12 protein-coding genes are annotated in these 12,716 nt (G+C 48.9%); 1 reads left to right on the top strand and 11 read right to left on the bottom strand.

Translation table 11 applies throughout. The features are described 5' to 3' along the window. Positions 1-531 (top strand): response regulator transcription factor, encoded by a 531-nt coding sequence (locus HUF18_RS09460; RefSeq protein WP_371736688.1) that lies wholly within the window; start codon positions 1-3, stop codon positions 529-531. Here the strand turns inward: HUF18_RS09460 and HUF18_RS09455 are convergent, their stop codons facing one another. The 11 genes from HUF18_RS09455 to HUF18_RS09405 form a co-directional block, all read right to left on the bottom strand. Next, complete coding sequence (locus HUF18_RS09455; protein ID WP_225692031.1) at positions 532-1,194, bottom strand: cohesin domain-containing protein; 663 nt, start codon at positions 1,192-1,194, stop codon at positions 532-534. Between the two features lie 44 nt (positions 1,195-1,238). Further along, complete coding sequence (locus HUF18_RS09450; protein WP_225692030.1) at positions 1,239-2,534, bottom strand: dockerin type I domain-containing protein; 1,296 nt, start codon at positions 2,532-2,534, stop codon at positions 1,239-1,241. Next, complete coding sequence (locus tag HUF18_RS09445; RefSeq protein ID WP_225692029.1) at positions 2,531-3,307, bottom strand: hypothetical protein; 777 nt, start codon at positions 3,305-3,307, stop codon at positions 2,531-2,533. The genes HUF18_RS09450 and HUF18_RS09445 overlap by 4 nt, the downstream gene beginning before the upstream one ends. A gap of 143 nt (positions 3,308-3,450) precedes the next feature. Further along, positions 3,451-4,110, bottom strand: a complete 660-nt coding sequence (locus HUF18_RS09440; protein WP_225692028.1) for an energy-coupling factor ABC transporter permease — start codon at positions 4,108-4,110, stop codon at positions 3,451-3,453. Next, positions 4,107-4,550 (bottom strand): ribosomal protein S18-alanine N-acetyltransferase, encoded by a 444-nt coding sequence (gene rimI, locus HUF18_RS09435; RefSeq protein WP_225692027.1) that lies wholly within the window; start codon positions 4,548-4,550, stop codon positions 4,107-4,109. The genes HUF18_RS09440 and rimI overlap by 4 nt, the downstream gene beginning before the upstream one ends. Positions 4,551-4,554: 4 nt before the next feature. Next, entirely contained in the window at positions 4,555-5,289 is a 735-nt protein-coding gene (locus HUF18_RS09430; protein ID WP_225692026.1) for a hypothetical protein, read from the bottom strand. Between the two features lie 3 nt (positions 5,290-5,292). Next, positions 5,293-6,843 (bottom strand): 2-isopropylmalate synthase, encoded by a 1,551-nt coding sequence (locus HUF18_RS09425; protein ID WP_225692025.1) that lies wholly within the window; start codon positions 6,841-6,843, stop codon positions 5,293-5,295. 79 nt (positions 6,844-6,922) lie between these two features. After that, positions 6,923-9,277, bottom strand: coding sequence for a DUF6160 family protein (locus HUF18_RS09420; RefSeq protein ID WP_342453569.1), 2,355 nt, complete (start codon positions 9,275-9,277; stop codon positions 6,923-6,925). Continuing rightward, complete coding sequence (locus HUF18_RS09415) at positions 9,277-9,840, bottom strand: hypothetical protein (protein WP_225692023.1); 564 nt, start codon at positions 9,838-9,840, stop codon at positions 9,277-9,279. Before HUF18_RS09415 ends, HUF18_RS09420 begins: the two co-directional genes overlap by 1 nt. Continuing rightward, positions 9,840-10,907 carry a hypothetical protein gene (locus tag HUF18_RS09410; protein WP_225692022.1) on the bottom strand — a complete coding sequence of 356 codons (1,068 nt, stop codon included), beginning with the start codon at positions 10,905-10,907 and terminating at the stop codon, positions 9,840-9,842. Before HUF18_RS09410 ends, HUF18_RS09415 begins: the two co-directional genes overlap by 1 nt. Next, positions 10,900-11,940: a hypothetical protein gene (locus HUF18_RS09405; RefSeq protein ID WP_225692021.1), complete on the bottom strand. Its 1,041-nt coding sequence runs from the start codon at positions 11,938-11,940 to the stop codon at positions 10,900-10,902. Before HUF18_RS09405 ends, HUF18_RS09410 begins: the two co-directional genes overlap by 8 nt. Positions 11,941-12,716 lie beyond the last annotated feature (776 nt).

Genomic DNA, 12,716 nt, shown 5'->3' with positions numbered 1-12,716 from the left:
GTGAATAAACGCATCCTGATTATTGATGATGACCTGCATTTCAGTCAGGTCCTGGCACGCAGTCTCGAGCGCCAGGGTCATCAGACGGCCGTTGCCGCCAGCGGCGATGAAGCCCTGCAGGCCGCACAGGATCTCCAGCCGCAGTGGGTTACCCTCGACCTGCGGCTGGAGCAGGAATCCGGCCTGGGGCTGATCGGCCGCCTGAAGCAACAACACCCCGACTGCCGCATCGTGATGCTGACCGGCTATGCCAGCATTCCGACGGCGGTCGAAGCTGTAAAACTGGGCGCACATAATTATCTGCACAAACCCGCCACCCTGCAGGAATTAATCGCTGCCTTTGACGATTCAGGCCAGCCCCAGGAACCACTACCGGATAACAGCAGCGTTATGTCGGTAGAACGGCTGGAGTGGGAGCACATCCAGCGCGTGTTAAACGAACAACAGGGGAATATTTCGGCGACCGCCAGAGTGCTGAACATGCACCGCCGTACCCTGCAGCGTAAGCTGCAGAAATACGCGCCACGCTGATCAGCCCTGCTGTTGCTCCAGCTGGCGAATGCGGCGTAACAGCACGGCCGCCAGCAAAATAAGAACAAACAGCACTGCAGCCAACACAACCAGCAGCCAGACCGGTAAATCATTGCTCTGTGCCGCTACCGCTATTTCAGCAGGCAAGGCATAGCCTGTGTTTTTTGCTGCAGAAGAAGGCAAACTTTGCGGCGGTAAAACCTTCACCACCGCAGCGCCGGGAAGCGTTCGCTTAATCCCATCACGGGTTCCTGCTTCAGCGTTCACTATGGCAAATTCTCCGGCATCTTTGCCCTTCGCCCGAAAAGGGATAGAAAATAAAACACCACTGCCACTTATTTCAGGCGCCGGATTCAACACGCTCGCTGCGTAGCGGATTTTTCCAGCACGGATATCCGCGCGGTTAACAATGGTAAAAGTTCCATCACCAAATAACTCACCAGGTACTACAGACGCAGCCTCTTGCCCAGAACCAGCGGTAACAATTTCCAGACGGTCACTGCTGAACGTCATTTCAACATCAATGCCATAGAGTGGATTAAGCTGATCGGCAGAAACCACCAGCCAGCGAACACCATCCCGGTCAAGCTCAGCAATTTTCAGCATTTCTGCCTGACTGGCTGCTGCCATCAGTAAAAACACTATATTTAAAAATAATTTCATAAATCCCCATAATGAGAGGGCGTTGCCGCCCCCTCATATATTCCTCACGGATTACACTGCTGCGAACCAAAGTGACTGGCAAGAATAGCCAGATCCTGAACGTTAATAACCGTGTCTTTATTCAGATCGGCAGTAGCAACATAGTTTTCTTCACCCTGCTGGGTGCCATAGCGCCCGGACAGAAAAGTGAAATCTGCAATATCAATAGCACCATCCTGATTAATATCACCAGCCAGCAACTCGATCTGGCCAAAATCATGATTACCAGCACCATCCAGCGTTGCACTCATGCAAGACTGAACATAACCCTCACTCTGGAAATCAACAGTAAAATCTCCGGCACGCAAACCAGAGAAGCTGAAGTTTCCGTTTTCATCCGGCGTGACTGAAATGGTACGGCCATCAATTGTAATATTAACCACAACATCTTCTGCACTCACGCCATCTGGTAATACGATCTGCCCATTAACAGCCGAGTTTCCACCATGAATACCGTCATCCAGAGTAATGGTGATTGTATCCGGCATTACTGATAATAAATGACCATTGGCATCTGACATCTCGCCGCTGCAGTTAACCGCCAGTGTATCGGTTGTCATTTCGGCAAGAACAACGGTGTTAAATAACGTCTGCTCACCATCAACGGCAGCATCGGGCGCCGTCTGTGATAATGCTCCGCTGAGACTTTGCCCCTGCCACTGCAAAGGTAACTGCAAACGGTTTGCAGACCCCCAGTTACCATATGAAACTGATGTAAGTGCAGCCGGGCCATTCAGAGTACAACTTGCGTCTACAGCGTAATGTTCACCCAATGTTTTAATATCGAGGGAAAATTGTGGGGAATAGTAGGTATCAATAACAGTATTCTCCGGAACTACTTTCAATGCCCATGATGCCTCTGAACGGTAATAGATATTAATATCCGTAAGATCATCATTTGAATCGATCACAGCCCCCATATAGAAATTCGCGTCGGATTGACTATTTGAAACCAAAGGAATATATACCCTGCCACCTGCCGAGCTGGTAATCACCTCATCATGAACAACCAAACCTTGCTCATAATTAAATGTAGTAAAGTGCAATTCAACGTTGTCGGAGCCCAATGGGATATCAGTCTGAAAGTAGAGATTCCCATTAACACCAACGGTAACCATTACAGACAACCCATACCCCATATTACTCATATCCAGAGGGTAACCACTTTGACCAACTGATATATTTAAATCACTCATTGAGTAATCAAATATTTCACCATTAATGAGGTTTTTTACCAGAAGAAATGTTTGCTCATTTACTTCTTTTCGGGCGATGATGAACTGCCCATCGGCAGACATCATTGCACCATTCCCAACACTACCACCCCCCCCCTTAACTCTGCGACTTTTCTGTACTCTCCCTGTACAGGATTAGCCAAGTATAACTCACTTCCCTTCAGAATAAGTGTGCCTATATCCGATATTTTAAAACCACTTGAAAAATCCAGCTTCAGAGTTTCAGTAAATGCAACGGAATACTCTTCCTGAGAGTTCAGGTCAAATACATAAATCGCATCATCGATAGCAGATTCAACACCACTTTTCGACAAAAGAGCATACTGATTATTATCCGAGATACTAAAAATGAATGTATAACCACTCAGAACCGGTTGATAAGTTCCCACACCACTATCCAGACGATAGACTCCCGGACTTAAAGACGCATTTTCCGGTACAGAAAAATAGACCGACCCTGAATTTGTTACAGGAGCCCATAGTGATAAGGCTGCAATATTCACTAATCTTTCAGTCAGTTGAATTTCAGGACCGAAAGAAAAAAATCTGCTTATTCTATCGAATATAACATGACGATATGTGAAATCACGAACCTCGCCATAGGCCTCACTACCAAAAGCAATATGGTTTCCACTATATTCAATGTACGAAAAAAAGCGTCCATCAGGGCTTGCCTGCATATTGCGGAAAACACTAACCAGAGGATTCCAACCATCATGGGCCGGTATCATCTGCAATTCGTTTTCAAGGGATGCATACACCCTCCCGGAGGGGAGCATGCACAGAACCAGCAATATAAGCGTGCTAACAAAGGTGAGAAATTTCTTATAGTTCTTCACAATATTTCCTTATGTACTATCGTTTCATTTATGCAGTTTCTCTGCAAAGCGAGATTACGACGGCAAGGGAAAAAATGTATATGTGATAATGTGCCATTTAACACTATTGTGTTAAAGAAAAGACGTTCTGATAAAGGGGATGATCAGTAAAAGTAGGAATCTTCGTCGAAGGTGCTCAGCCAGCGGCTGTGGTAAACCACCATACCGGTGATAAACATGCCGTTTACCACACCTTCGGGAAACATCATCATCGGCAGGTAGCGTAAATAATCACGCCAGATTAATTCCACCGGATGAACATCCAGTAGCCACAAACTGAGAGCCTGTAAAAAGTCGGAAAATCCATGGGTTAAACCGGCATTTAAAAATCCCGCCACCAGAATATAAATGAAAGGATTGTGAGCAAGACGGCGATAAACCAGCAGATAGAAACCGTAGCTGAATAATACCGGTAACGCACCGGCCAATAAGAACTGATATGGCAAAGCCGCCCACCAGAGCTTTCCTACCAGCACCAGAATAACCTGTACCAGCAGTACCGAAAGCAATGCCAGACGCCAGCCCATCATCAGTGTAATCGCAGTAACCCCCATTAAGTGAAAACTCAGCCCTGGCAATATACCCGCCTGCATATTCCACAACAAAGCCAGAACGACCACACTGCCGAAAAAGAAATGCTGCGCACCGCGCAGGGTAAGTAACGCCTGCCAGTTATAACTGAGCAGTGCAGGAATTAGTAAAAGAACAGAGAGAATGGCCGACCACCAGAGCGCCATTTCAGGCAGGAGGCCGGAGTCAATCATGCCTGCAGCTCCAGACAATAAAGCAGGGCATCTTCATGACCAGAGGCGGTCGGATAATAATTGCGCCGGCAACCGGCCTGACAAAAGCCCATAGACTCGTACAGGGCAATCGCTTTGTGATTACTTTCCCGAACTTCCAGAAACCATTGTTCGGCCTGCTGCTCCTGCAAAAAATCATGCAGTGCATTCATCAGCACACGACCAGCGCCCTGCCCCTGTTGCTTCGGGTCAACGGCGATCATCAGTAATTCAGACTCACCAGCCACCAGCGTAATCACGGCATAGGCAATAATCCGGCTGTTGTTTTCCAACACCCAGACGCAATGTTCACGGGAAAAATAGCGGCGCAATACGCTTTCCGGCCAGGCGTGAAAATGAGCCTGCTGTTCTATCTGATAAACCGCAGAAAAATCGGCGTCAACCGCAGGACGGACATGCATGGTGTTATAACTCGGTCTGAGTCAGCAGGGCCTGCCAGAGCTGACGCTTATGTTGAGCGTTTTGCATCACATCAGAAAGGGAGGCCGCGCGGAATAACAGCGGCGCCTGAACCTGTTGCAGCCAATGATCGCTGTCCTGACCAAAAGCCACGGCATAGCGCACGCCCTGATCGCGCAGGAATTGCCATTGCGCCGACAGCGCCTGCAATGCGACAGGCCGGCTCTGATCATCATGGGCAGATTCAATAAACGGCCAGCGGAAGCATAAGGGCGCCTGTAATAAACCGGCCGGTGATTGCAAGGCAGACATTACCCGGTAAGCAAAAGCCGCCAGACGTTCAGCCTGAGCAGCATCATCACAGACCCAGACTCCCGCAGCCGATACCCGCAGAAAATGCAGTTCAAAACGCGGCGGCGTCAGGTCAGTCGTTGCAGCTACGTCAGCAACAGATTCAGAAGCAACATCAGAAATAGCCGCGGCCGGTGTGTCTGCAGGTTTGCTTTGCTCCGCAGCAGGTTCTTTGGCAACAGGCTGCGCGGCGGCCTCATGCAGCAGCTGAGCTGCCATCGGGTGAGCAATATGGCCACCACCTTCAGAGGTCAGTGCCGGACGAGGCGCCGCAGCATGAGCATCTTCCGGCAACCAGCGCGGGGCCGGTACGCCGGGCAGCGGCTGGCGTGGCATCCACTGTGTGATGCCCATCGCCTGCAAATAATCGAGCCGCTGCTGCTCACGCATGGGTTATACGCCGTCGTTCTGCGGATGCTGACGCTCAGCCGAGCCCAGCAGTAGATTCAGGGCATGAATGTAGGCTTTGGCCGAGGCGACAATGATGTCGGTATCGGCGCCACTGCCATTCACAATACGGCCGCCCTTTTCCAGACGCACAGTCACTTCGCCCTGCGAATCGGTGCCCTGAGTAATGGCATTAACGGAATACAGCAGCAGATTAGCGCCGGACTCGGCAATGCTGTCGATAGCTTTCAGTGCCGCATCCACCGGGCCACTGCCCTGCGCCTTGGCACGCTTCTCGCTGCCGTTGTGGTTGACCACGACTTCAGTAACCGGGGTTTCGCCAATGGCAGAATGAGATTCCAGCGCCACCAGTTTGAAGGTTTCCGGCGCGGAATCATTGATGGTTTCGCTGACCAGCGCCTGCAGGTCTTCATCAAAGATTTCGTGTTTTTTGTCGGCCAGATCTTTGAAACGGGCAAAGGCTTCATTCAGTGCGGCATCGGTATCAAAAGTTACGCCCAGCTCTTCCAGACGGCTGCGGAACGCCGCACGGCCTGAGTGCTTGCCCATCACCATTTTGTTGGCGCCCCAACCCACATCTTCGGCCTTCATGATTTCGTAGGTTTCACGGTGCTTGAGCACGCCATCCTGGTGAATACCGGACTCATGCGCAAAGGCGTTGGCACCCACAATGGCTTTGTTCGGCTGAACCGGAAAGCCGGTAATAGAAGAGACCAGACGTGAAGTCGGTACGATGTGTGTGGTATCGATATTGGTGCTGATGTTGAACAGATCGTGACGGGTACGGGTCGCCATCACAATCTCTTCCAGTGCAGCGTTACCGGCGCGTTCGCCCAGACCGTTGATAGTACATTCAACCTGACGCGCACCATTGGCCACAGCGGCCAGCGAGTTAGCCACCGCCAGACCAAGGTCATTATGGCAATGCACCGAAAAAATAGCTTTGTCGGAATTAGGAATACGGGTCAGCAGGGTTTTGATCTTATGTCCAAACTCTTCCGGAATGGCATAGCCCACAGTATCCGGAATATTAATAGTGCGTGCACCGGCGTTAATCGCAGCTTCGATAATACGGCACAGGAAATCATTCTCGGAGCGGCCGGCGTCTTCGCAGGAGAACTCAACATCTTCAACAAAACCGCGGGCTTTCTTCACCGCATAAATCGCCTGCTCAACCACCTGATCCGGCTGCATACGCAGTTTGTACTGCATATGAATTGGCGAAGTAGCAATAAAGGTGTGGATACGTGCACGCTCGGCTTTTTTCAGTGCTTCAGCTGCATGTTCCAGATCGCGGTCAACGGCACGGGCCAGACTGCAGATGGTGCTTTCACGTACGGCTTCGGCAACGGCCTGAATCGCAGCAAAATCACCAGGGGATGCGGCAGCGAAACCAGCCTCGATCACATCGACGCGCATTTTCTCCAGTGCTTTACCGATGCGGACCTTTTCTTCCTTGGTCATGGACGCGCCCGGGCTCTGCTCGCCGTCACGCATAGTGGTGTCAAAAATGACCAAACGGTCTTGCTGGCTCATGTGCTACTCCGCTGCCAATGAATCGAGCGCATAGTATACGCCCGAACAGCCTCATTGGCAGCAGCGACATGAAAGAGGATCAGCGGATAGGCGTCGCCGTGAGGTTGGTAGTCATGTTCATGTTCTGCATCACGATACCGGAGAATACGGTTTGTGGCAGAGCGACATCCGGATGCTTCAGCTGAACCTGGTCAATCTGCAGATCCTTGAAGGACACGTTCCCCTGAACTGCAAAGCCCTGTGGACGCAGCGCCAGCTGAGCAGCCGTTGGATTCGCGACATAGGTGTACGTTGTGCGGCTGGCATCGTCGTAGATCAGTTCTTCCTCGACCACCAGATCAGGGTCATACTCTCCGCTGTATTTTTTCAACACTTTGGTTTCATAGACATCAATCTTCAGGTTGGCCTGAAAGCCGTAATCGTTACTGTCAGAGACGCCCAGTCCATCACTGGTACTGTAAGAATCAAAAATAATCTGCGTTCCTGTACCATTAATAGGATTACCGCTGCCATCCAAATCACGATTGTTCTCCCAGGTCAGACGGTTTCCTCGCTTCAATGTCCCATCTGGATTAAATTCCGATGGTGCAAAAGCGGCTTTTAACGCAACCGTCATCCCTTCATTACCACGATCTTCCCAACGACCACCATTTGAAGCACAACTCGCTGCATCACCACTGGCACCTACACAAACGGCACCAGAACCGCCCGGATTAATGGTCAGAGATGAGCCTTTTTCAAAACGCTCCAGCTGGATACGGCCAAGGCTGCGACCGGTATTTTTATCGCCCCAGCGCATGTTATCCACATTCATGGTACTCCACTGCTCAGTACGGTTTACACTGAGGCCTGTATTGCTGACATCCACCTGAATACCGCGCAGATGAATATCGTAATCCACCCCGGTGGCCCAGACGCCATTACCGTTTTCATCAATGGATAAACCAATATTGGTATCACTGAACAGGTAATCGCCATCAATCTGGATACCGCCTCCGCTAACACCACCGGCAGTGATTAATGTATAGCCGTCCAGATTAAAATCCATCGCCTGGAATACTTCCAGAGACAGCAGCAGTTCGGCACCGCCCTGAATAGGTGCTGTTTTATTACCAACCCGCAAGCCGTCGATACTGTAGCTACCCTGAACACGGTTCATGCCCATAGCAATCGCTGTTTTGTCTGCCGTTCCGGCATTGTTATCGTGATCGAATGAGCGCACATCCAGCGTCAGGTCACCACGCCCATAGCTTTCGATACCACTGACAACAACCATACGTCCATTATCAATATAGGCAGCTTCTGCGTTCGCCAGATTCCATTCAACAGCTGCTGACATACCATCGCTGGGACCATTCAGCCCTGAATAAAAACCCGTTGCATAAGGCCGGATTGTCGCAGGCAAATCAGTAAATACCGGCTGACGGATGCCCGGATAAAAAGCCATACGGTTGCTATAGCCATTGCCATCTTTAAACAGAAAATCCAGCTGAATGGCACCAACAGGATTCGTACTGTCACCGATTTCAATTTTATTCGCATTAAATGAACCATCTAACTGGTCATAGCCCAGCAACAGATGATCAGGCATAACATCAATAGTAAGGTTAGTAACATTCAGCGCGCCGCTGAAATAACCCATAGACAGTGAATTACCATCATCGGTAAAGCGCACATAGTTGGTTGGGTCATCCAGAATGCTTAACGATGCATTGAGACTGATACCTTCGCTACCACTACGTCCACCGGCAAATATCTGCGCATCTCCGGATAACGCCAATTTGCCAGCCAGCGTTCCCAGCGAAACACCACCTAACTTCACACCGCCAGTAGAGAAGGAGTAACTAAATTCATCCAGATCAAAATTCAATCCCGTCCGGGAGCCATCAACAGCTTCGCCAATAGCCAGGCGGGTAATATTGGCGTTGTAGCCTATATCATCAAAACTCACCGAACTACCATTGGTTGTCCAGATAAGCTCTGCATCACTGATCGATGTCTGGAAGCTCCCTTCAAGAAAGTTATCAAGCGAGCTGCTTGCACCAACCTTGATAATATTCGTACCGCTGTAATTCAGACGAAACTGACCAAAACTCGCTGCTGAGTCATTGATACGGATCGCACCAATAGCCAGCGAGCTTGGATAAACCTCACTGTTAATTTGCAGTGATCCATCCGCAAGCACATCAACAACCTGCTTGCTGGATGAAGGCAGAGATATATCAGCCTGACTGCCACGTTCAATGTTCTGAAGCTGTAACCTGTTAGAATCTTCTGTATAGGTAATGTCGCCAACCGTCAGATGACTGGAAGTTTCCAGAGTAATACCGGCCTGGGCATTAACGGTTTGCAGTTCCTGATCCGCCATGGGTACCAGCCCGGCCTGAACCAGGATCGGTGCTGCCGTCAAAGAACTTATTATTATTTTTTTCATCAAGGAGCCCCGGTTGGGAAGATCAACAGATTCCCCTGCAATTTAGCTTCGCCATTGATATTAACGGTCATAATATCGGTTTGCATAAAGCCTGCATCAGTAGGACGAGCGCTGTTGCTGTTGGCAATAGTGTATGACGCTTTTTCATAGTTAAGTTTATTTGGCAAACCGATTTCAAACACGTCGCTGTTAAACGCTGCGCCATCGCCACCAAAACCTGAATCAATTTTCCGGGTTCGCAGGGTTAATCCTTCAAAAGAAAATCGTCCACGAATATTATCCAGAACCAACCAACCACCACCAGCTCCTGAATTGACGGCAATACGTCCACCACAGCGCTTATCGGTTGAGGCGGTTGTACAACTGATCTGCCAGCTGTAACCATGAGCCGACGGCCCATCAACATTTAACGGCCCGCCGTTTTCATTGATCGTAATATCGCCCGAAAGATACACACCGCCCTGACCAGACACCGCACTTAAATCTTCAGCACTTAAAGGCTCCAATCCATAAGTCTGAATACTCGCGAATAGAATAGATACTAAAACAACTCCGTTTTTCATTACGGCGCCCCAAGGTCATGACTAGTTGCACGCAGATACTGAATCTGCATATTAGCAATCGTAGCACTGCCAAAATTCGCGCCGCCCACAGAGACATTTCCAATATGAATATCAGCACGGGGGCCATTATCATAGAAATCACGATAGTAATCCTGACCTTCGAGGTCAGTACAGCCACCGGTTGGATTCACAGCACTACAGTGGCCAGCGATACTACCCACCTCAATGGTAAAGTTTCCAGAGGCATCAACTTCAAAAGTCACCGGCTGCTTCTCCCCCCATCCAAGCTCATTTTCGAGGACAAAGTTCTGGAAGTGGACATCCTGGCCACAATTATTACCATCAGAGTCGCAGGCATAAAAGGTCAGATCACTGGCAAAAACTTTAAATGCCAGGTTACCAACCATCTCGTTATTTTCACCCCAAAGGCGGATGTAGCTACCATCAATAGCAACACCCTGGGCATGTCCTTCGAGTGACTGAGCCTGAGAACCTGCCACATTTAAATCATAACGAATACCGAAATCAGCCAGCTCGGCTGCCCCACTATTCAGGACTGAGGTATCAATTCCGGTAACCCTGTCAACCCGTTCCCCAGTAGCTCCTGACCTTGCCTCAGTTGCAACAACGAGCATGCTGTCCGTGCCTGATAGTGACCCAATATTTCGATGTGGTGCGCTGTACTCAAAGACGGCTTTACCAGCAATGCCAATAGCATCACCATCAACTAATTCCAGATTATATGGATAAAGTAAACGTCCAAGATTAACCGGATTGCCAATAACATTGGCGCCCCGGCTACTACCGGATCCCGCTATATAAAACTGGGAAACACTCAGCACAACATCCTGGCCACTTTTGTTCTTGATACCACTGATATCCAGCTTATTACCACTGGCGACATCAGTACCGGCCTCGAAAGCGAAATCTTCGAGAATAAAGCCAATCCCCTCACCATCGACAGCTCCGAGCTCCTGATCATCCAGACCAACTAACTCAGCTTGCGTTTGCACTGTCATAGACAAAAGAACAGCGCTAAACATCATATAGCGAATATTCTTAGTCATAATAAGGATCCATAAATTTTGTCCGCAGTCTCTGGGTACCGTTAAAGGCTTCCTCCAGCGTAACAGTCAGACCACCATTAGGGATATTCATAAAAGCCCCTGAAACAGTAGGCGTTACCTTGCCAGTATCAATCCAGGAAACAGATTTAGACTGAAAGGAGAGAAACAGACCAGATGCTTCAGTAAAGCTGCCATCTGATTGTTTATTCCCTACCTGCAGAGTCCGATAATCACTCAAATTAAAGCAAACATTTATACCTGCGGCTGCGCAGTTTGTTGCAGTTATTTGAGCTCGACGACAACTTCCAAAACTACCACTAACGCAATCTAACCCTCCAATTCCCAAGCCCGCAGCGACGGATAGCTTAAGCCTATCCCACCAGCCATCAGGCACAATATCGAATGTATCACCGTTAGGAATACCAATCTTTGTTGCACGAATATTATCCGGAGTCCCATCGGCACGAACCAAAGCAGCTTCAGCCTCAATAGGGCTGTTTTTCAGCAGTCCTGCAGTAAGATCCGCAAGTCCATTATCAGCATTTGCTAATCCAGCAGCCGTATCACGGATCAGTACATTCACGTTCCCGGTCAGAGATTCAATATTGCCTGACAGCGCTCCTCGTGCGCCACCAAACCCTAAGCGAATACCAACCAGCTCTTCTTTGCCGCTTACATCTTCAAAAGCAAGCTCAAAAAAAGGATCTGTAATATGAAAGGGATTGAGAGTGCCATCATTATTGACGCTACCAAGTGCAAAATCATTGATGCGAATATCGCTACTGCCCAACGCTTCACCTGAACGATCATAACGGCCGAGTTCAAGCAAATCAGCATTAACCGATATATCAATATCCATCCCAAAGGTGAACTTCGTAAAGTCTACATTCTGCGGGTTTGTTGATCGATCTATCTGAAAAAAGGCCTGTCCAGTCTGAATTCCCAACTCCTCGTCTGTCATCGGTTGCATTGCAGCGGTAACGATAGGAGAAAGTACAACCGTAAGGACAACCGTAAAGATTGTTTTTATCACTTGGCACCTTGGTACAATAAAGCGAGCACTGGTTTGAATTGTTATTACTGACTGTAATACAGGTAGAGAGTAACCGTAGTGAGCGCTTGTTTATGTTTTTTATAATTTGTGAACTTAGGTTACAGCCTGACAGAAATGCATCAATCGATATTAGAAGTACGTTCGTACCCTTTACACAAATAAATAAGACCGTTGTTTTGTTTTATTGAAAAAGTCGTACCTCCACTCCGAATTCGTGTACTAAAGTACAGACCCTGCCCCCTTGAGGCAAGCTACGACCCCTGCAACATCTCTTCAAAAATTCCAGCCAATAAGAAAGAAGCCTTCGATCTCAGATTGAAAAATGTAATTACTAAAAATATTGGCCCTCGGCTAGCGCCGTATTCACGCCAGCCTGTGCGCTGCCAGAGCGGGCCTTGGAGTTGCGCTTGCCATCTTACCTATCTCAGCGCATGAACTGCGTTCTGGGCTCTTACAGGCGCTTGCCGATCAACCGGTAGAGTGCAGGGCGGGATTTTATTTCGTCAGTAAACCGAACGACCATAAACGGAAGGACTATGAGCGTGTGAATAGGTGGTTGTGCAGGATCTTTGCTGCGCTGTGAGTTTATCTGGCGCGTTATTTTTCTATTTTTCAGACAAAGACTGAAGGTAGCATGCTGTTCAGTACAGCGAAACTTTCTCACCGGCAAAGAAAAAGCCCCAGTAACTTTCGTTACTGGGGCTTTGAATAAGAGCTTGACGATGACCTACTCTCACATGGGGAAGCCCCACACT

Source organism: Thalassolituus sp. ST750PaO-4 (assembly GCF_020320405.1).
Classification (GTDB): domain Bacteria; phylum Pseudomonadota; class Gammaproteobacteria; order Pseudomonadales; family Oceanobacteraceae; genus Venatoribacter; species Venatoribacter alkanivorans.
The sequence above is the reverse complement of the archived record's forward strand: the minus strand, read 5'-3'. Positions and strand labels throughout refer to the sequence as shown.